Annotated in this window: 16 protein-coding genes; 10 read left to right on the forward strand and 6 right to left on the reverse strand. The window is 71.7% G+C overall.

All coding sequences use genetic code 11. The annotated features are described in order from the left end of the window. Window positions 1–53 precede the first annotated feature (53 nt). The 3 genes from SY2F82_RS15075 to SY2F82_RS15085 all read right to left on the reverse strand — a co-directional run bounded on the left by SY2F82_RS15075 (window position 54) and on the right by SY2F82_RS15085 (window position 4,814). A complete protein-coding gene (locus SY2F82_RS15075; RefSeq protein ID WP_200419579.1) occupies window positions 54–1,238 on the reverse strand; it encodes an NAD(P)/FAD-dependent oxidoreductase in 1,185 nt (394 codons plus the stop codon). A 67-nt stretch (window positions 1,239–1,305) separates the two neighbouring features. After that, on the reverse strand, window positions 1,306–2,844 hold the full coding sequence (locus SY2F82_RS15080) for an amino acid adenylation domain-containing protein (protein WP_200419580.1): 1,539 nt from the start codon (window positions 2,842–2,844) through the stop codon (window positions 1,306–1,308). After that, window positions 2,841–4,814 carry a beta-ketoacyl synthase N-terminal-like domain-containing protein gene (locus SY2F82_RS15085; protein ID WP_200419581.1) on the reverse strand — a complete coding sequence of 658 codons (1,974 nt, stop codon included), beginning with the start codon at window positions 4,812–4,814 and terminating at the stop codon, window positions 2,841–2,843. The genes SY2F82_RS15080 and SY2F82_RS15085 overlap by 4 nt, the downstream gene beginning before the upstream one ends. A gap of 844 nt (window positions 4,815–5,658) precedes the next feature. On the opposite strand from SY2F82_RS15085, the gene SY2F82_RS15090 reads away from it, so the two are divergent. Continuing rightward, window positions 5,659–6,687 (forward strand): GAF domain-containing protein, encoded by a 1,029-nt coding sequence (locus SY2F82_RS15090; RefSeq protein ID WP_200419582.1) that lies wholly within the window; start codon window positions 5,659–5,661, stop codon window positions 6,685–6,687. A gap of 138 nt (window positions 6,688–6,825) precedes the next feature. On the opposite strand, the gene SY2F82_RS15095 is transcribed toward SY2F82_RS15090, so the two are convergent. Then, entirely contained in the window at window positions 6,826–8,457 is a 1,632-nt protein-coding gene (locus SY2F82_RS15095) for an acyl-CoA synthetase (protein ID WP_200419583.1), read from the reverse strand. Window positions 8,458–8,643: 186 nt separating this feature from the next. Between SY2F82_RS15095 and SY2F82_RS15100 the strand changes: the two genes are divergently transcribed. The 8 genes from SY2F82_RS15100 (at window position 8,644) to SY2F82_RS15135 (ending at window position 15,094) form a co-directional block, all read left to right on the forward strand. Continuing rightward, window positions 8,644–9,444 carry a crotonase/enoyl-CoA hydratase family protein gene (locus SY2F82_RS15100; RefSeq protein WP_200419584.1) on the forward strand — a complete coding sequence of 267 codons (801 nt, stop codon included), beginning with the start codon at window positions 8,644–8,646 and terminating at the stop codon, window positions 9,442–9,444. A gap of 22 nt (window positions 9,445–9,466) precedes the next feature. Then, window positions 9,467–10,408, forward strand: coding sequence for a Zn-ribbon domain-containing OB-fold protein (locus SY2F82_RS15105; protein ID WP_200419585.1), 942 nt, complete (start codon window positions 9,467–9,469; stop codon window positions 10,406–10,408). Then, window positions 10,405–11,454 (forward strand): thiolase domain-containing protein, encoded by a 1,050-nt coding sequence (locus tag SY2F82_RS15110; RefSeq protein WP_200419586.1) that lies wholly within the window; start codon window positions 10,405–10,407, stop codon window positions 11,452–11,454. Before SY2F82_RS15105 ends, SY2F82_RS15110 begins: the two co-directional genes overlap by 4 nt. Continuing rightward, window positions 11,451–12,617 carry a thiolase domain-containing protein gene (locus SY2F82_RS15115; protein ID WP_200419587.1) on the forward strand — a complete coding sequence of 389 codons (1,167 nt, stop codon included), beginning with the start codon at window positions 11,451–11,453 and terminating at the stop codon, window positions 12,615–12,617. The genes SY2F82_RS15110 and SY2F82_RS15115 overlap by 4 nt, the downstream gene beginning before the upstream one ends. 118 nt (window positions 12,618–12,735) lie before the next feature. Continuing rightward, complete coding sequence (locus SY2F82_RS15120) at window positions 12,736–12,978, forward strand: DUF397 domain-containing protein (RefSeq protein WP_200419588.1); 243 nt, start codon at window positions 12,736–12,738, stop codon at window positions 12,976–12,978. 136 nt (window positions 12,979–13,114) lie between these two features. Beyond that, window positions 13,115–14,023, forward strand: a complete 909-nt coding sequence (locus SY2F82_RS15125) for a universal stress protein (RefSeq protein WP_200419589.1) — start codon at window positions 13,115–13,117, stop codon at window positions 14,021–14,023. A gap of 63 nt (window positions 14,024–14,086) precedes the next feature. After that, window positions 14,087–14,491 (forward strand): nuclear transport factor 2 family protein, encoded by a 405-nt coding sequence (locus SY2F82_RS15130; RefSeq protein WP_200419590.1) that lies wholly within the window; start codon window positions 14,087–14,089, stop codon window positions 14,489–14,491. A gap of 105 nt (window positions 14,492–14,596) precedes the next feature. After that, window positions 14,597–15,094: a hypothetical protein gene (locus tag SY2F82_RS15135; protein WP_200419591.1), complete on the forward strand. Its 498-nt coding sequence runs from the start codon at window positions 14,597–14,599 to the stop codon at window positions 15,092–15,094. A 62-nt stretch (window positions 15,095–15,156) separates the two neighbouring features. Here the strand turns inward: SY2F82_RS15135 and SY2F82_RS15140 are convergent, their stop codons facing one another. Both SY2F82_RS15140 and SY2F82_RS15145 read right to left on the reverse strand, forming a co-directional pair. Next, the gene (locus SY2F82_RS15140; protein WP_200419592.1) at window positions 15,157–17,133 is read right to left on the reverse strand and encodes an N-acetylmuramoyl-L-alanine amidase; all 1,977 of its coding nucleotides are present in this window, start codon (window positions 17,131–17,133) and stop codon (window positions 15,157–15,159) included. Between the two features lie 285 nt (window positions 17,134–17,418). After that, window positions 17,419–18,558, reverse strand: coding sequence for an aminoglycoside phosphotransferase family protein (locus SY2F82_RS15145; protein WP_200419593.1), 1,140 nt, complete (start codon window positions 18,556–18,558; stop codon window positions 17,419–17,421). A gap of 234 nt (window positions 18,559–18,792) precedes the next feature. On the opposite strand from SY2F82_RS15145, the gene SY2F82_RS15150 reads away from it, so the two are divergent. Next, window positions 18,793–20,292 (forward strand): hypothetical protein, encoded by a 1,500-nt coding sequence (locus SY2F82_RS15150; protein WP_200419594.1) that lies wholly within the window; start codon window positions 18,793–18,795, stop codon window positions 20,290–20,292. Window positions 20,293–20,320: the final 28 nt, after the last annotated feature.

Genomic DNA, 20,320 nt, shown 5'->3' on the forward strand with positions numbered 1-20,320 from the left:
GTGCGTCCACGGAATTGGCTGCTGTCACCGTCGGGGCGGACGTGGGGGACATATCACAGCAGAGCCAGAAGTTTAGGGGTGTAGAGGGCGCCCGCCGTCTCGATTCCGGCCACCATGTCGAAATAGATCGCGGTCAGTTCCGCATCCGTCTGTACGGCGCGCAGCAGGGACAGCCGCTGTTCGTGCGGTGTGAGTTGGGCCACCCCGAGAGTGGACTCGTAGCCCGGGGTGAGTACTTCGTCCCGTTCCTTGGCGAAATCCCGCAGAGCGGCGTCGAGTCCGGCCGGGTCGCCGCCGAGCCGGCCCACCAGCCAGCGGGCCAGGGCATCGGCCTGGAAGAAGGCGTCGCTGATCCCGCGCGCGGTGATGGAGTCCTTGTGGTGCCCCGCATCGCCCACCAGGACCCATCCGGGCCCGGCGGCCTGCCGGAAGAAGTTCCGCTGGTCACCGGTGCCGCGCAGCCGCTCCAGAGGCTCCTTGTCCGCGAGCCGCTCGTACAGGCCGGGCGCGGTGGTGCGGATCTGTTCCAGGTAGGCCCGCCGGGCGTCGGTGCGGACCTCCTCGAAGCGCGACTGCGGGAAGTAGGCGAGGACCAGCGTCGCCGCGTCGTTGGTGGCCACGGCCGCGACCCAGCTGCCCGGGCTCTCGTACAGCTCCAGGGTGGCCGGGACGTCCGCCCAGTACGTGTAGTAGGCGCAGGTCAGCCGGGGATCCTCCACTGTGTACGGCGCCTGCGCGAGCCGGGCTACGGTGGAACGCATGCCGTCCGCGCCGATCACGAGCTGCGCGCGTTCGGTGAAGGAGTGTTCCCCGGACATCCCTTCCACCCCCACGACCCGCCCGCTGGAGTCGCGCAGCAGTCCGGTCACCCGGCAGTGGTGGCGCACCTCGACGCCCGCCGCGGCCGCCGCCTCCACCAGGAGGGCGTCCAGGACGTGGCGGCGCGGCGCGAACGCCGCCCGCTGCCCTTCCACGCCCCGGGCGCACCCTTCGAGGCGGATGTCGGCGACCTCGTAGACCACGCGGTCCAGGGGCGGGCACCCCGAGGCGCGCAGCGAGTCCAGCAGCCCCCAGCGGGCGAGCGCCGCCACCCCGGGCTGATGGATGAGATGGGTTGAGAGGGTGTCCGTGCCGGAGGACGCCTTGTCGAGCAGGAGTACCCGGTACCCCGCGCGGGCGAGCAGCATGGCGGTGGGCGCACCGGCGCAGCGGGCGCCTACCACGATGGCGTCGTACATGTGGGTTGCCTCACAACAGACGTCGGGGGAGGGGGTGGTGTGGTGCCGTGACCCGGACGGGCGTCGTTCAGCGGGAGCGTCCGAGGTCGTCGAGCAGGGCCCGCCGGTCGATCTTGCCATTGGCGTTCAGCGGCAGTTGATCGAGGACGGCGATCCGGCGGGGCAGCATGTACGGCGGCAACCGCTCGGCCAGCGCGGCGAACAGCCCGTCGGACGTGCAGCCGTCGCCGCTCACCGCGGCATGCAGCTCCGGCTCGCCGTCGGGCGCGGCCACCGCCAGGACGACCGCGTCCCGTACCCGCGGCTGCTGCCGCACCATGGCCTCGATCTCCCCGAGTTCGATCCGGTGCCCGCGGATCTTCACCTGGTGGTCGGTGCGTCCGAGGTGGACCAGGTGCCCGTCGCGCATGGCGACCCGGTCCCCGGTGCGGTACCAGTGCCGGTCGGTGAGCGGCCCGTCGCCGCCGGGCCGTCCGTCCGGGTCCAGGAAGCGCCCGGCGTTGTTCGCCGGGTCGAGGTAGCCGGGGAACCGCAACGGCCCGCGCACGCACAGCTCTCCGCTGTCCGCGGGCCGGCCGTCCTCGTCGATCAGCAGCAGGTCGAGGACCGGATACCCGGCGCCGATCGGAGCGGTGCCGTTCGGGGTGTCGGGCCACTTCGCCGGGTCGTCCGGGAACCGGTACGCCGTGCAGGAGATGGTGAGTTCGGTCGGCCCGTACAACACCTCCAGACGGCTGCCGGGCGCGGCGGCCCGCCACTGACGGGCCGCGTCCAGGGTGAGCGGTTCGCCGCCGAAGACGCTCCACCGCAGGGTGGGCATGCTGCCGGGTTTCAGGGTGCCGAGGCGGGAGGCGAAGGAGATCAGCGACGGCACCGAGAACCAGTGGGTGAGGCGCAGTGAGTTGACGGTCTTCACCGGGGACAGCAGCTGGCTGCGGCGCGGTACCACGAGGGTGCCGCCGCCCGCCCACGCGACGAACAGATCGTGCACGGAGCCGTCGAAGGTCAGCTCGAAGGACTGTGACAGCCGGCTGCCGGGTGCGATGTCGTACCGCGGCGCGACCTGGGCGAGATAGGCCGCGATGTTGCGGTGCGGGATCGGTACGCCCTTGGGGGTGCCGGTCGACCCGGACGTGAAGATGATGTACGCGATGTCGTCGGGTCCGGTTGCGGGATACGGCAGTTCGGGCGCGGGCCCCTTCGACAGGGCCGCCAGCTCGTCGGGCCCCACGGTGAGGACGGGCACCCCCTGGTCGGTGCCCGCCCCGGCGGTGTCGGCCAGCACGACCTCCACCTCGGCGGCCTTCACGATCTCGGCCGTGCGGGCCGAGGGGTGCTCGGGGTTGAGGGGGACGACGGTCGCGCCGGCCCGCAGGATCGCGAGATACCCGGCGTACGCGGTCACCGTACGGCTCGCCAGCAGGCCCACGCGGCGCGGCGGGGTGCCGCCCGCCGTGAGGACCAGCCGGGCGGCCAGCCGCTCCGCCAGGTCGCGCAGGTGCGCATAGGTGAGCCGGTCCTCGTCCACCTCCAACGCGACGGCGTCCTCGCCGTAGGCGTCGGCGGAGTGGGCGAACCAGGCGTACGCGGTCTCCGGGTGGCTCATCGGGCGGCCGCCTCCAGCTCGCGCGTCCACCGGCGCAGTTCACCCACGGTGCGCAGCCTGCCGAACTCCTCGGGGTCGACCTCCTGGCTGGACCGCTTGGTCAGCTCGACGATGATCCGCAGCTTGGCCAGGGAGTCGATGCCGATGTCGGTGAGTGTGGACGTGTCGTCGAAGCCGGTGCGGGCGTGCTCGCGCAGCACCCAGGACGCCAGGTCGCCGCCGTCGTCGTCGTGCTCCTCGCCGGGCCAGTACCGCTTGGTCTGCCACGGGTATGTGGGCAGCGGGACGAAGTGGCCCGGGTCGCCGAACACCGCCTCCCAGTCCACGTCCTCGCCCCTCCGGTAGCGCTCGGCGACCGCCGACAGCGGTCTGCCGCCCAGCCCCGGGGAGCCGGTCAGCGCGGCCACCAGCTCCTCGTGGCTCGCCCCGACGACCGCGAGCCGGTGCTCGTGATGCTGTCGACGGGTGGCCGCGCTGTAGCAGATGTCCCGCACGGAGTACGCGGCCCCCGCTCCGCCGGGGGAGAGGTGGTCGGCGTACGACCGGGCGAGTGCCGCCAGGGCGGCGGAGCTGCGTGCGGAGAGCACCAGGACGTACGGCGTGGGGCGTGCGGCGCCTGTGGGCGCCGGGCCTCGCGTGGTGCGGGGCGCGGCGGGTGCTTCGTCGGGGGCGGGGCTGCGGATCACCACGTGGGCGTTGAGTGCCGAGGAGCCCTGCCCGGAGACGCCGGCGACGGCCGGCCGGCCCCTCTCGGGAAGGTCGACGAGCCCGGTCGGCACCACCAGGGGCAGCTCGTCCCAGGCCACCTCGGGGTTCGGCTTCGACAGGTGCAGGCTGGCGGGCACCTGCCCGTGTTCCAGGCAGAGCACCGCCTTGATCAGCCCGGCCAGGCCGCCGGCGGCCTCCGCATGCCCGATGTTCGTCTTGACCGAGCCGACGAGCAGCGGCCGGTCGGCCGGGCGCCCCTCGCCCAGGACCCGGCCCAGCGCGGTCAGTTCCAGGGGGTCGAACGAGGGCGAGCCGGAGCCGTGCGCCTCGACGTAGTCGACGTCCGCGGGGTCGATCCCGGCGTCCTCGTACGCCCAGCGCAGCACGTCGATCTGGCCCTGGAGCGAGGGGTTGAGCACCGAGTCGCTGGTGCGCCCGTCGTTGCCGACGGCGCTGCCCTGGATGACGGCGCGGATGCGGTCGCCGTCGGCCACGGCGTCCGCAAGGCGCTTGAGGACGACGACCGCCACGGCGTCGCTCGGCGCGTGGCCGTCGGCGCTCGCGTCACCGAACTTGCTGCGCCCGTCGGCGGCCATGGCGCCGGCCTGCGTCATCACCAGGCCCTCGTCCGGGCGGAGTTTGAGGTTCACACCCGCGGCCAGGGCCAGAGGGGTCTCCCGGGCGCGCAGGCTCTGCACGGCCTGGTGGACGGCGACCAGGGAGGAGGAGCAAGCGGTGTCCACGACGACACTGGGCCCGCGGAAGTCGAAGGTGTGGGAGACCCTGGCGGGCAGCAGTGACCGGAAGTTGTTCAACTGCGAGGCCGTGGCGCCGTCCGGGCCCTGGCGCAGCGCCGACTCCAGGTAGTCCGCACGGGCGTTGCCCACGAACACACCGGTCCGGCTGCCTGCCAGCAGGTCGGGCCGCTGCCCCGCGTCCTCCAGCGCCTCCCAGGCGGTCATCAGCAACAGCCGCTGCTGCGGGTCGAGTTCCACTGCTTCCGTGGCGGACATCCCGAAGAACTCGGCGTCGAAGTGGGCGATGCCGTCCACGTAGCCGGCGCGGCGGCTGGCTATGCGGCCGGGTCCGGGGACGGCGGAGTGGAGGGCGTCCACGTCATAACGTTCTGGAGGGGTCTCACTGGTGGCGTCCGTACCGTCCCTCAGGAGGGCCCAGAGCTCGTCGGCTCCCGATGCGCCGGGAAGCCGGCAGGCCACGCCGATCACCGCCACCGCCCGGGCGTCCGCGTCCGACCTGTTCATGAGGTTACTCCTTCGATGTTCGCCACTGTCCGTAGGAGATGGCGCAGTTGACCTTGCCGCACGGCCTTCTGGTCGCTGACGCGGCATCACGGCATTACCTAGGCGGCGCGGTGGACGCAACATGGCGTCCGTCACGCCGCCCCACCGCCAGGCCCCCGTCTCCGGGCGGAAGGGACGGTCCGCTCAGGAGTCCGGTACGCCGTCGTACCGGGCTCGTCCGTCGGACAGCAGAGCTTCTCGAGCAGGTTGGCGCCCCCTGGGGCCTGTCGTCGGACAGACCCTCACCGGGGCGGGACAGCGGGATGTCAGGAACGGCATGGATCTTGGCGGGAAACCGCGCATGGCGCCCTGGCCGAAACGGCGCTGTCGCTCTCTTTGGTGACGGGCGGTCCGCAGCTCGAACCGTTCTTGCCCCACGCTGCCGTGCCCTCTCTCGCAGGTGCATCGCACGAACCCATTACACACGGGCCGCACCAGCGGCGACATGTCCCGTCCGTCACAGCCCACGGGAATCCGAACCAAAGTTCGATCATCGCGTGGAAGTTCGGATGAAATGCGCCGACGTCGAAAACCAGCCCGCCGCACGATTGTCGTACGCCGGATCGTTTCCGCTCGATGGACGCTCAAGGAATGGCGGGAAGTTATCGTCGCAGGTTGAAACCTGGAAATATTTGGACAGAATCCCGGTTTGGGCATCTGTGTGCCCCCGCGCGGGCGCGGTGGTCGCGGCGGCGGTCCGATCAAGTCCCGTGGGTCCGCGAAGCGTTGTGCGTGAGTCAAGTGACACGGAAATCAGCGGGTGGGGCGATCCGCGGAAGCCGGGATTCTGCTTTCATCTGATCCCATGGATCCCCTCTCTCCTGACCAGGCCCGGCTCGCGGGTGAACAACGGAAGCTAAGACTGCAGGTTCTCGGCCTCAACACCGTCGAGGCAGAAGCCACGTTCGACCGTGTCGCGAGGCTGGCGGCCAGCTTCACCCAGTCACCTCTGGCCATGGTCAACTTCATCAACGACGAGCGGCAGATGTTCCGCGGCATGTACGTGCCCACCGCGTCGCCCGACGACAAGGTGAACCCCGACGGCGGTGGGATCGCCTTCGACCTGAGCAACCTCTCCCGGGAGGCCCCCGGCGACTACGGCTTCTGCCCCCATGTGGTCGCCCAGGGGTCCCAACTGGCCCTGGACGACGTCTTCGACTACCCCCGCTTCAAGGGCAACCCCCTGGTCAACGACCTGGGCGTGCGCTCCTACCTCGGCACTCCGCTGCGCGACAACACGGGCATGATCCTGGGCACCGTGTGCGTCGCCGACTTCAAGCCCCGCGCCTGGGACCGCGGCCTGCGCGAGGGCATGCAGGAACTGAGCCAGACGCTGCTGTCCGACTTCAAACTGCGGGACAGCCTGCTGGCCCAGCAGCAGGAGCTGTTCGCCGTCTTCGACGGCGCACCCTTCCCCATCATGCTCACCGAGGGCCCCAACCACCTGCTGCGCTACGCCAACGGCAAGCAGGGCGCCGCCTTCGGCATGGTTCCCCAGTTCAGCCCCGGCCGGATGGTGCTGCCCGGCCTGGAGGCCATAGGCGTCTTCAACGCGATGGACGACGCCTACCGCACCGGGCAGGCCACCACGCTGTCCCAGGTCTCCCTCACCACGTACGACGATCCACGGCCGCAGGAGTTCACCTTCCTGTGCACACCGGTGCGTACGTCGCCCGGGGCGCCGATCAGCGGTGTCCTGACGGTGGCCATGCAGAGCACCGGACAGAGCTACCCGGGCTCCGAGCAGCAGGCCTTCGCGGCCAACGTCCAGGAGCGCTTCGAGCGGCTCGGCGCGATGCCGGACCACCGGGAGAGCGCCGGTTACCGCACCTGACAACCCTCTGCGCCGATCGACCAGGGCTCGGGTTCCTGAACTGCCCGAGCCCTGACGGCCGCGGCCCCGCGACATCGGTCCCGAACCACAGTCCCGGCGAGGGGCCCGATGAGAAGGAGGTGAGACGCCCCGCCCCCGTCACCGGTGCGCGGAGCGGTCCGCCGCCACCGCCACCTCCCTGGCCCAGCGGTAGTCCGCCTTGCCGCTCGGCGAGCGCCGGACGACCTCCGTGACGACCAGCTGGCGCGGGATCTTGTAGCCCGCGAGCCGTGTCCGGCAGTGGGCCTGGATGTCCTCGAGGGAGGGACGTGCCGCGCCCCGGCGTACCTGCACCACCGCGGCCACGTGGTTGCCCCACGTCGCGTCCGGGACCCCGGCCACCAGGGCGTCGTACACGTCCGGATGCGACTTGAGCGCCTGTTCGACCTCCTCCGGGTACACCTTCTCGCCGCCGGTGTTGATGCACTGCGAGCCGCGTCCCAGGACGGTGACGACGCCCTCCTCGTCGACCGTCGCCATGTCGCCGAGCAGCACCCAGCGCTCGCCGTCCTTCTCGAAGAACGTCTCCGCGGTTTTCCCCGGGTCGTTGTAGTACCCGAGCGGTACGTGGCCGCGCTGCGCGATGCGGCCGACCTCACCGGCCGGCACCGGCTCGTGGGTGACCGGGTCCACCACCCGCGTACGGGAGTTGACCCGGATGCGGAAGCCCCGGTCCGGGCCGGAGTCGGCGGTCGCGGTGCCGTTGAAACCGGACTCCGAGGACCCGAAGTTGTTCAGCAGCAGGGCGTTCGGGACGAGCGCCTGGAACTGCGCGCGCACGGTCTCCGACATGATGGCCCCGGACGACGACACGCTGAACAGGGACGAGCAGTCGGTGCCCTTCATCGGCCCGCTCAACGCGTCGATCAGCGGCCGCAGCATCGCGTCGCCCACCAGCGACACGCTGGTGACCTTCTCCTTCTCGATCGTCCGCAGCACTTCCTCCGGCACGAACTTGCGGTGCAGTACCACCCGCTGGCCGAAGTGGAAGCCGATGAACGCCGTGAGGGTGGACGTGCCGTGCATCAGCGGGGGAGTGGGGAAGAACGTGATGCCGTAGCCGCCGGCCGCGACCCGCTCGGCCAGCTCCTCCGGCTTGCCGACCGGCTCGCCGGTCGGGGCGCCGCCGCCCAGGCCGGAGAAGAACAGGTCCTCCTGCCGCCACATCACGCCCTTCGGCATGCCGGTCGTGCCACCGGTGTAGATGATGAACTGGTCGTCGCCCGAGCGGGCCGGGAAGCCCCGCTCGGGCGACCCGGCGGCCTCGGCGCCGGCGAAGTCCACCGCGGGCAGCGCGGCCGACCCCGGCGCGGGCGTTCCCACCCGCACCAGGTGCCGCAGCTTCTCCACCCCGGGCAGCGCCGCCGCGACCCGGTCGGTGAACTCCGCGTCGAAGACCAGCGCCACCAGGTCCGCGTCTCGGTAGAGGTACAGCAACTCCTCTTCCACGTACCGGTAGTTGACATTGACCGGCACGATCCGGGCCTTGAGGCAGCCCAGCACCGTCTGCAGGTACTCGACGCCGTTGTACAGATGCAGCCCCAGGTGTTCCCCCGGACGTATCCCCGCGTCCAGCAGATGGTGCCCGATGCGGTTGGCCGCCCGGTCCAGCTCCGCGTAGGTGAGACGGCGCTCCGCACCCGTGCCCGGGTGGTCGACGTACACCAGCGCCTCGCGGTCCGCGGCCACGTCGACGACCGACTCGAACAGGTCGGCAAGGTTGTACTCCACCGTTCCTCCTGAGCTCGGTCCCGCACGGCGAAAGGGACGCATCCGACGGTTCGCCGGTCATCAGAGCAAAGCCCGGCGCAACTGTGAAGAGTCCTGGGCCAAGAAATCTGACTGACTGTCAGAAAACTCTTGTCCTTGTTCCACCCCTCCTGCAACCTGTTCTCGTTCTGCAGACGGGAGGAAGCGATGGGTGGGACCGAACACCTCACCGTGCAGCGCGAAGGCGCCACACTGGTGCTCACGCTCAACAGGCCCGAGGCCAGGAACGCGCTCTCGTTGCCGATGCTGGTGGGGCTCTACGACGGGTGGGTCGAGGCAGACGCGGACGACACCGTCCGCTCGATCGTGCTCACCGGCGCCGACGGCTCCTTCTGCGCGGGGATGGATCTCAAGGCCCTGGCCGGAAAGGGCATGGAAGGGCGGCGATACCGCGAGCGGCTCGACGCCGACCCCGATCTGCACTGGAAGGCGATGCTGCGCCACCACCGCCCCCGCAAGCCGGTGATCGCCGCCGTCGAGGGGCCCTGCGTGGCGGGCGGCACCGAGATCCTCCAGGGCACCGACATCCGCGTGGCGGCCGAGTCCGCGACCTTCGGCCTGTTCGAGGTCCGGCGCGGACTGTTCCCGATCGGCGGCTCCACGGTCCGCCTCCAGCGGCAGATCCCGCGCACCCACGCCCTGGAGATGCTGCTCACCGGGCGCCCCTACTCCGCGCACGAGGCCGCCGCCATCGGACTCGTCGGCCATGTCGTGCCCGACGGCACCGCCCTCACCGAGGCACTGGAGATCGCCGAACGGATCAACGGCTGCGGGCCGCTGGCGGTCGAGGCCGTCAAGGCGTCCGTGTACGAGACCGCAGAGATGACGGAGACCGAGGGGCTCGCCGCCGAACTGGGGCGCGGCTGGCCCGTCTTCGACACCGCGGACGCCAGGGAAGGCGCCCGCGCCTTCGCGGAGAAACGCCCACCCGTCTACAAGCGCGCCTGACCCACCGAAGGAGTCCGTAAGGATGCCCGGAGTCCTCAAAGCCCCTCTCGTCGTCGAGTTCCCCTTCACCCGCTCCCTCGGCCCCGTCCAGAGCGCCTTCCTCACCGGCCTGCGCGAACGCGTCGTCCTCGGGGTGAGGACCCGCGACGGCCGCACCCTCGTCCCGCCCGTCGAGTACGACCCCGTCACCGCCGAGGAGATCCGCGACCTCGTCGAGGTCGCCCCCACCGGCACGGTCACCACCTGGGCGTGGAACCACGAGCCCCGCCGCGGTCAGCCCCTGTCCAGCCCCTTCGCCTGGGTGCTGGTGAAGCTCGACGGCGCCGACACCGCCCTGCTGCACGCCCTCGACGCCCCCGGCCCCGAAGCCGTCCGCACCGGCCTGCGGGTCCGCATCCGCTGGGCCGAGGAGCGCTCCGGCGCGATCACGGACATCGCCTGCTTCGAGCCGTACGACGGCGAACCGGCCCGACCGGGGCGCCACGACGGCGAGTTCGAGGACGCGATCACCGGCATCGTCGCCCCGGCTCGCCTCGACTACACCTACTCGCCGGGCCGCGCCCAGTGCGCCTACATAGGCGCCCTCGCCGCACGACGCACCGTCGGAGAGCGCTGCCCGAAGTGCCGCAAGGTGTACGTACCGCCGCGCGGCGCCTGCCCCACCTGTGGTGTCGCCACACACGAACAGGTCGAAGTGGGTCCCCGCGGCACGGTCACCACCTTCTGCATCGTCAACATCAAGGCGAAGAACCTCGACATCGAAGTGCCGTACGTCTACGCGCACATCGCTCTGGACGGCGCCGATCTCGCGCTGCACGGCCGGATCGGCGGCATCCCCTACGACCAGGTCCGCATGGGACTGCGGGTCGAGCCGGTGTGGACCGAGGGGGCGCGCTACCCCGACCACTACCGGCCCACCGGTGAACCCGACGCCGACTACGACTCGTACAAGGAGCTGCTGTGACCCGCGAGATCGCCGTCGTCGCCTTCGCCCAGACCGCCCACCGGCGCACCAGCGAGGAGCTCTCCGAGGTGGAGATGCTCATGCCGGTCCTGCACGAGGTGCTGGAGCGGACCGGCCTGAAGACCGCCGACATCGGCTTCACCTGCTCCGGTTCCAGCGACTACCTCGCCGGCCGCGCCTTCTCCTTCACCCTCGCCCTGGACGGAGTGGGCGCCTGGCCGCCGATCTCCGAGTCGCACGTCGAGATGGACGGCGCCTGGGCGCTGTACGAGGCGTGGACGAAGCTGCTCACCGGCGACGCCGACACCGCGCTCGTCTACTCCTACGGCAAGTCCTCACCCGGCTCCGTACGGGACGTGCTCACCCGGCAGCTCGACCCCTACTACGTCGCCCCCCTGTGGCCCGACTCCGTGGCCCTGGCCGCCCTCCAGGCACAGGCGCTCATCGACGCCGGGGAGACCGACGAGCCGGCCCTGGCCGCCGTTGCCGCCCGCAACCGCGCGGCCGCGAGCAGCAACTCGCGTGCCCAACTCCGAGGTTCCATGCTCCAGGGTGACTACCTCGTACGGCCGTTGCGCACCGGTGACTGCCCGCCGATCGGTGACGGAGCCGCCGCAGTGATCCTCGCGACGGGGGAGCGGGCCCGGGAGCTGTGCGCACGGCCCGCCTGGATCCGGGGCATCGACCACCGTGTCGAGGCGCACGGGCTCGGCGTGCGCGACCTGACGGACTCGCCGTCCACGCGACTCGCCGCCGAGAAGGCCGGCGCCTTCGAACGGGCCGTGGACACCGCCGAGTTGCACGCCCCGTTCACCTCCCAGGAGGTCATCCTGCGCAAGGCGCTGCGCCTCGACGACAGCGTCACGGTCAACCCCTCGGGCGGCGCCCTCGCCGCCCACCCGATCATGGCCGCCGGGCTCATCCGCGTCGGCGAGGCCGCCGCCCGCATCCACCGCGGCGAGTCCGACCGCGCCCTGGCCCACGCCACCTCCGGACCGTGTCTGCAACAGAACCTGGTCGCCGTACTCGAAGGGGATCCCCGATGAGCAAGGAACCCGTGGCAGTCATAGGGATCGGCCAGACCAGGCACGTGGCGGCGCGCCAGGACGTGTCGATCGCGGGGCTGGTGAGGGAGGCCGCCGGACGTGCCCTGGACGACGCCGGGTTGACGTGGACGGACGTCGAGGCCGTCGTCATCGGGAAGGCGCCCGACTTCTTCGAGGGCGTGATGATGCCGGAGCTCTACCTCGCCGACGCCCTCGGCGCCGTGGGCAAGCCCATGCTGCGGGTGCACACGGCCGGTTCGGTCGGCGGCTCCACCGCGCTCGTCGCCGCCAACCTGGTCGCGGCCCGTGTCCACCGCACCGTCCTGACGCTGGCCTTCGAGAAGCAGTCCGAGTCCAACGCCATGTGGGGCCTGTCGCTCCCGATCCCCTTCCAGCAGCCGTTGCTGGCCGGCGCGGGCGGCTTCTTCGCGCCGCACGTACGGGCGTACATGCGGCGCAGCGGCGCCCCCGACACCATCGGCTCGCTGGTCGCGTACAAGGACCGGCGCAACGCGCTCAAGAACCCGTACGCGCATCTGCACGAGCACGACATCACGCTGGAGAAGGTGCAGTCCTCACCCATGCTGTGGGACCCCATCCGCTACTCCGAGACCTGCCCCTCCTCCGACGGCGCCTGCGCGATGGTGCTCACCGACCGTGCGGGGGCGGCCCGTTCGCCCCGGCCGCCCGCCTGGATGCTCGGCGGCGCCATGCGCAGCGAGCCGACCCTCTTCGCGGGCAAGGACTTCGTCTCACCCCGGGCCGGAAAGGACTGCGCCGCCGACGTCTACCGGCAGGCCGGGATCTCCGACCCGCGCCGGGACATCGACGCGGCCGAGATCTACGTGCCGTTCTCCTGGTACGAACCGATGTGGCTGGAGAACCTCGGCTTCGCCGACGAGGGCGAGGGCTGGAAGCTCACCGAAGCCGGCGTGACCGAACTCGACGGAGACCTCCCCGTCAACATGTCGGGCGGGGTGCTGTCCACCAACCCCATCGGCGCATCCGGCATGATCCGCTTCGCGGAGGCGGCGCTCCAGGTGCGCGGGCAGGCCGGGGAACACCAGGTGGACGGGGCCCGCCGGGTGCTCGGGCACGCCTATGGCGGGGGGGCGCAGTTCTTCTCCATGTGGCTGGTCGGCGACCGGCCGCCGAGTTCCTGAACGCATCCCCCTCCGACCGGCCGCCGAGTTCCTGAACGCATCCCCCTCACGTGCCCTGTCGGCCGTGCGATGCGATCGCTAGGCTGGCCGCGGACGACGAACCGGGAGGAGCACGGACGTGGCCGAGAGCACCATCCAGCAGCACCCGCCGACGGGCTGGGACAAGCCGGAGCTGGACCTCAGCACCGCCGAGTGGCAGTCCAGCAGCCGAGGGCTCGGGGATGTCCAGATCGCCTTCGTGGAGGGCTTCATCGCGATGCGCAACAGCGGCCGCCCCGAGAGCCCTTCCCTGATCTTCACCCCCGCGGAGTGGGGCGCTTTCGTGTCGGGAGCACGGGAGGGGGAGTTCGACCTCACCTGAGTCCTCGCCCGCCGAGGCCTTCCCCGCTGCCGGATCTCCGGACACGCGGCCGGTGAACCCGCCCCCGGGCCGCCCTCTGCGTCAGGCTGAGTTCTGAGAGCTCCGAACACAGCCGCGTCCCGGAGGCGAGGATTCCATGAGTACCGAGCCGGTCATCGCGGCCGTCGACGGATCGGACGACAGTCTGCGCGCCCTGGACTGGGCACTGACCGCCGCACGGCTGCGCGCGGCACCGCTGCGCGTGGTCCATGTGCGGCAGTACGGGCCCTGGGCACAGCCCGGCGCCCTGGTCGCCGGACCCCCGGCGCCGGCCGAGGACCCGGTGCTCGAGGAGGTCAGGGCGCGTCTGGACGACAGAACCGACCGTCCGGTCACCGATTACCTGGTGGTGGACGGCTTCCCGGCTGCGGTCCTGCCGGAACTCGGAGCCGACGCCCAGCTGATGGTGCTGGGCTCGCGGGGCCGCGGCGGCTTCGCCGCCCTGTTGCTGGGCTCCACGAGCCTGGCCGCCGCACGCGACAGCGCCTGCCCGGTGGTCGTGGTGCCGCGCCCGGGCCGTGAGGTGCACGAAGGGCCGCCCGTCGCGCCCGGTCGGCGTGTGGTCGTCGGTCTGCACGTCGACAGCCCCGCCGAGGCCGCCCTCGCCTTCGCGTTCGCCGAGGCGGCCCGCCGCGACGCCCGGCTGCACGTGATCGCCACCCACCCCTGGCCGCCGTTGGAGATCTGGCCGGCGCCCGGCGAACTCATGCCTCCGGCCGTCGACGAGGACGCCGTCGAGGACGAGGTCCGGACCCTGGCCGCGGGCCTCCTGGGCCCCCAGCACGCACAACACCCGGATGTGCCGGCCGACCTCTCCACGCCCCCCGGCGACGCGGCGGGCCACCTCGTCGCGGCGTCCTGGGGCGCCGAACTGGTCGTGGTGGGCCGCCACCGCCGCCGCCTCCTCGCTCCCGCCCGCATGCTCGGTTCGGTGACCCAGGCGGTCCTGCTGCACGCGGCGTGCCCCGTCGCGGTGATCCCACCCGACGTGGAACCGACCGGATGAACGGGGCGAACACACCGCGACCGACCCGGCCCGGTGGCATGATCATGCCGGAGGTGGAAGGCCATGGCACTGAACGCCGACGACCGGACGGCCGTCACCGAGCTGCTCTCCCTGCACGGGCACCTGTTCGACGCCGGTGAGCTGGACCGGCTCGACCAACTGTTCACCGACGACGTCGTCTACGACGTCACCGACTTCGGCCAGGAGCCGCTGGCCGGCATCGCCGCCATCCGCGAGGCGTCCCTCGCCCTCGGCGCGGCGAACCCGGTCGCGCACCACATCACCAACGTCGTCCTCACCGAGATCACCCCCGGGCAGGTGCGCGCCCTGTCCAAGGGTCTCGGTGTCCACGCGGACGGTACCTGCGGAAGCGTGACCTACGACGACACGGTCGTACGCGGCCGGGACGGTTGGCGGATCAGCCGGCGCCGGGTGATCGCGCGGCGCGTCCCGCTCGGCGGAGCGTGATCGGCTCAAACGCGGCGCGCATGATCGGCTCACGCTCGGCGGAGCGTCATCGGGCCTCGCCAGGGGACGGGCCCGGTTTCGCGGTCGGGCACGTACCATGGCGGCATGTCCTTCCTCCGCCGCCGCAGTGCCACCCCCGCCGGGCCCGACTTCGACGTACTGGCCATGGACCCGGGTGACTGGCCGGGCAATCTCGGTGCCGGTCTGCTGCCCGCGCCCGACGGGAGCTGCCAGGGCGTCTTCCTGCGCTACGACCTCTTCGGCGGTCGCGGCCCCGCGATGATCATCGGTAATCTGCCGGAGGGCTCCCCGGCCCGCGACGTCGCCGAGGGCGAGGTCCCCTTCGAGGTGGCCCAGCTGCTGCTCGCGCTGGAGAACGACGAGGAGGTCACCGTCGTCGGCAGCGAGGACATCCCGGTGATGCAGGGTGACAACCTCCTCATCGTGCGCCGCCTGAAGCTCTCCGAGAGCCGGATCTCCTGCGTCCAGTTCGACCGCAGCGACGGCGTCCTGGTGACCATCGCCGCCTGGGACCGCCCCATCACCGACGACCTGTACGCGCTGCTGAAGCCCCTGCCCGCGGAGCTGTTCCAGCAGGGCTGACAGACACGCCCGAAGGCACTTCAGGGCCGGGACCACCCGTGGTCCCGGCCCTTCCTCTCGTCCTACGACGCCGACGGCACCACCCGCACGTCCGCCGCCCGGACGAACGCCACTCGGTGGCCGAACTGGATCTCGTAGTACAGGTCCTCACCGGCCACCACCCGGTGCGAGTCCGTGGTGAAGGTGGTCGCGTAGTAGTACTCGCCCGGCACCACGCCGCCGATCGCATACCGCTGGCCCGCCGGCAGCCGGTACGGCAGCGCCGAGACCGACTGCACGGGTACCCCCTCCGGGTACGCCTCCTTCTCGGGGTAGGCGCGGCCGTACACGGGGATGTCCGTGAGACCTTCCCTGGGCGTCACCACGAATCCGGACGCGTTCACCGCCGTGGGCCGCTTCTTCGGGTTCCTGAACCACGCCTTCTGGCCCAGGTACCAGATCGCCGTCCAGTCCCCGTCCCGGTCCGCGACCGCGTACCGCTGGCCCGTGGAGGCTCGCGAGCCGACGTCGTTCACGTCGATCGTCGAGTCGCCGCCCTTGGGGTGCAGGCCGATGTCCTTGATCAGCGGCGCGGACTCGTCAGGAGCGCTGTACAGCCGGACCTCGCTGGAGCCGTGCGCCGCGCAGGGCTCGCCCGCGGTGGCGCAGCCCGTGTACGGCGGCTGGTTCGCCGCGTAGTCCGGCAGGATCGTCACCAGCCCGCCCTTCGGCCCGGCCGTGGCGTGGAACGGCCTGCCCAGCAGCTCGAAGTAGTGCCGCCAGTCCCAGTACGGGCCCGGGTCCGTGTGCATCCCCGGGATGTACGACGACGTCGGGCCCGGAACGTTGTCATGGCCGAGGATGTGCTGACGGTCCAGCGGGATGCCGTACTTCCCGGCGAGGTACCTCACCAGCCGCGCCGACGAGCGGTACATCGCCTCCGTGTACCAGGCGTCCGGCGAGGCGAGGAACCCCTCGTGCTCGATGCCGACCGACGCGGCGTTGACGTACCAGTTGCCCGCGTGCCAGGCCACGTCCTTCGCCTTCACGTGCTGGGCGATCAGTCCGTCCGTGGAGCGCACGGTGTAGTTCCACGACACATAGGCCGGGTCCTGGATCAGCTTGAGGACGCCGTCCCACTGGCCTTCCGTGTCGTGGATGACGATGTACCTGATCCGTTGCGAGGCCGGCCGGTCCGCCAGGTCGTGGTTGCCGTAGTCGTTGTCGCCGAACTGCGCGTACGGTGCCGGGATCCACTCGCAGGACACGCTCCTCGGGCACTCGGTCCCGTCCGCGTCGGCCGCGCGCAGCCCGGCGCGCCCCAACTGTGCGGTGTCGGGCGCGAGGCCCGGCTCCGCGGCGAGCCGAACGCTCTCACCGGTGTCCGTGATGCGCTGCTCGCCCTCGCGCAGCACCGTGAAGACGTCGTTCGCGTACGCGGCCGCCGTGGCGGTGTCGTCCGCGCCGGAGAACTCCGCCACCGCCCCGTACCAGTCGGCCGGGTCGGCGCTCAGCGGCTCGCCGAGGTGTTGCTGCGCGGCGGCGAGCAGGGCGGCCCCGCCCGCGATGTTCGCCGCCGGGTCGGTGCGCAGCCGCTCGGCCGGCAGGCCGGTGAGCGTGGCGGCCCGGGCCAGCGTCTTCAGCCGGGCCGGCACCTGCGCGTCGGCCGGCACCTGCGTGGTGGGCAGCGGCAGGGGACGGGCCTCGTCGCCGCGGGCGTCGTCCGCGCCCTCGCTGTGGTGCGCCGCCTCGGTGGCGATCGCGGTGCGGGCGTCCGTGAGATGCATGGGGCCGTAACCGCCCGCGACGCTCGGCGCGCCGCCGTGTGTGTCCCAGCGGGACTGGAGGTAGGAGACGCCGAGCAGCACGCTCCCCGGTACGTGGTACTGGGCGGACGCGGCGGCGAACGCGCTCTGCAGGCCGGCGGGGGTGTCCTGCCCGGTGGGCGGGGCGGCGCCCAGCAGCGGCAGCAGCAGTGCCGCCGAGGCGACGGCGCCCGCGGTCCTGGAGGTGCGTCTGTGCCCGGCGGGGGCATGGGGGTCGGTGGCGGATCCTCGCAATGCAGCCTCCTGGGACGGTCGGGCGCTCTGGGGCGTGCGGGGGCCGAACGTCCGTCAGTGGTACTCGGTGACCGACGATCCGTCAATCATGCCCGTGCATCAGCGAATTCCCACGTCAGCAGCGGTTGCCGGGAGTTTCGCGGCGGCGGTGACAGGGCCTGCGGGGCGTCACTGGCGTGGACCAATGAGCCGACCGCAGGGCCGCCGAAGGTCCCTGGCCGGCCGGACACGACGAAGGTCCGCGGTGCGCCACTTTCGTGAGCGCTCCGCGGACCTACGTCCCCGTCAGCGAGTGCCGACCGCCGCTCGTACGGCCCGCCGGGCCATCTGGCAGTCGTCGTGCAGCCGCCGCAGCAGCAGCCGCTGCTCCTCGCCGGACGGCGCAGCGCCGGGGTGGGCCACTCCCGGTGCCGCCGGGGTCGTGTCGTGCATCGAACGCTGCACGGCCGTCTCATACGTGCGGATCTCGCGGGTCAGGACGAGCATCAGGTTCACCAGGAAGGCGTCGCGCGACGCCGGTCCCGCCGACTGTGCGATCTGGCTGATCTGACGCCGCGCCACCGGGGCGTCGCCGAGGACGGCCCACAGCGTCGCCAGGTCGTACCCGGGCAGGTACCAGCCCGAGTGCTCCCAGTCCAGCAGCACCGGGCCCGCCGGCGAGAGCAGGACGTTCGACAGCAGGGCGTCGCCGTGGCAGAACTGGCCCATGCCCTGCCGGCCCGCCGCGTGGGCGATGCCGTGCAGCAGCTTCTGCAGATCGCCCATGTCCCGGTCCGTGAGCAGCCCCAGATCGTGGAAGCGCGAGATCCGCTCCGCGTAGTCCAGCGGGGCGCCGAACGTGCCCGCCGGGGGACGCCACGCGTTCAGCCGGCAGATCGCGCCCAGTGCCGCCCGGATGTCCGCGCGCGGCGGCGCCTCCACCGGATGCCGCTGCAGCGCGGCCACCCGGCCGGGCATCCGCTCGATGACCAGGGTGCAGTTGTCAGGGTCCGCCGCGATCAGTCGAGGCGCCCGGACCGGAGGGCGGTGCCGGACGAACGACCGGTATGCCGCTATCTCGTGCCTGAAGCGCTCGGACCAGATGGGGGAGTGGTCGAGTAAACACTTGGCCACGGCCGTACTGCGCCCCGTGGTGCCGACGAGGAGCACGGAGCGCCCGCTTCGGCGCAGTACCTGCACCGGTGTGAACTCCGGGCAGATGCGGTGCACCGAGGCGATCGCCGTGCGCAGTTGCGCGCCCTGGGGGCCTGACAAGTCGATTCTCCCGCTGAGCGGCTGGGTGCCGACGCCCGGGACGCGCCGCGTCATGCCGGCACCGAGCACGGGGGCCGCCGGTCGCGCGGGCTCGAGGTAGGGGCCGCCGGCGCCCGGGCGGGGGCGCAGCGGCCGGGGCGGGGCGGACACGGAGGACGATGCTGCGTACATAGGTGAGACAGATCCCTTCGTGTGCCTGCGAATTCCGCGCCCGCCCGGCCCGGCCGCCGCCGGCGCACCCTGGGGAATGTCCCTGCGGCGACCGGGTCGGGGTGGCGCGTTCCTACCTGACACCCGATGGGCCGTGGCACACCATCTGGCGCACCCTGGCGAACCCTGGCGAATAGTCCCGCTGCAACTGACAGCGGGCTACTGTCAACTCAGCCGAGAACCTGGGGGCTTGATGTGAGCGGACAACCCAACACCCGCCTGGCGGACCTGTTCGGCCTGACCGGCTGGTCCAAGGGTGAACTCGCGAGGATGGTCAACCGGAAGGCGGCGGCCATGGGCCACCCCCAGCTGGCGACCGACACCTCCCGGGTGCGGCGTTGGATCGACACGGGAGAGATCCCGCGCGATCCCGTGCCGCGGGTGCTGGCGGCGCTGTTCACCGAGCGACTCGGCCGTGTCGTGACCATCGAGGACCTCGGTCTGGTCCGGCACGGGCGCACGGGGAGACGGCGTGACGAAGGGAGTGCGAAGCACCCCGACGGAGTGCCATGGGCGCCCGAGCGGACGGCTGCGGTCCTCACCGAATTCACGGGAATGGACCTCATGCTCAACCGACGCGGCTTGGTGGGCGCGGGTGCCGCGCTCGCCGCAGGATCCGCACTCAGCAGCGCCATGCACGACTGGCTGCGCACCGATCCGGCCCTGGCGGCCGACGCCCCCCGCTACGACGACCCCCTGCACGCCGACCCCGCCGGGTTCGACCGTTACGAGGCCGCCCCCATCGGGTCGCAGGAGGTCGAGGAACTGGAGCGCTCGGTGGAGGTGTTCCGGGCCTGGGACGCGGCCCGCGGCGGCGGCCTCCAGCGCAAGGCGGTCGTGGGACAGCTCAACGAGGTGGGAGGCATGCTCGCCTACCGCCACCCCGACCATCTGCAGCGCCGCCTGTGGGGCGTCGCCGCCAACCTCGCCGTTCTCGCGGGCTGGATGTCGCACGACATCGGCCTGGAGCCCACGGCGCAGAAGTACTTCGTCATCGCCGCGCACGCGGCCCGCGAGGGCGGCGACCGGCCCCGCGCCGGGGAGGCGCTCTCCCGCGCCGCCCGGCAGATGGTGCACCTCGGCCGTCCCGACGACGCCCTGGACCTGATGCAGCTCGCCAGGTCGGGCTCCGGCGACGAGGTGCTGCCGCGCACCAAGGCCATGCTCTGCACCATCGAGGCCTGGGCGCAGGCGTCGATGGGCAAGGGACAGGCCATGCGGCGCACCCTCGGCGAGGCGGAGGACCTGTTCGTCTCCGACAAGGGGGACGTTCCCCCGCCGAGCTGGATGCAGATGTTCGACGAGGCGGACCTGCACGGCATGCAGGCCCTGGCCTACCGCACCCTCGCCGAACACGAGCCCGGCGCGGCCCTCATCGCGCAACGCCACGCCAAGGAGGCGCTGGAGCTGCGTGGAACCGGCCGGGACCGGTCGAAGATCTTCGACCACATCTCCATGGCGTCCGCCTGCTTCATCGCCGACGACCCCGAACAGGCCGACCGCTACGCCCGCCTGGCCCTGACGTCCATGGGGGCGAACTCCTCCCAGCGCACCTGGGACCGGTTGCGTGAGATGTACCGGCTCACCGCGCAGTACTCGAGCTATCCGAGGATCCAGGACCTGCGTGAGGAGATCGAACAGGCCCTTCCGAAGGGCGTGTCCAAGCCGAGAGGCGGCAACCGGGCGCAGGCATAGCGGGCCGGTGGGTCCGTGTCGGCAACAG

The organism is Streptomyces sp. Y2F8-2, assembly GCF_014905555.1.
GTDB lineage: Bacteria > Actinomycetota > Actinomycetes > Streptomycetales > Streptomycetaceae > Streptomyces > Streptomyces cynarae.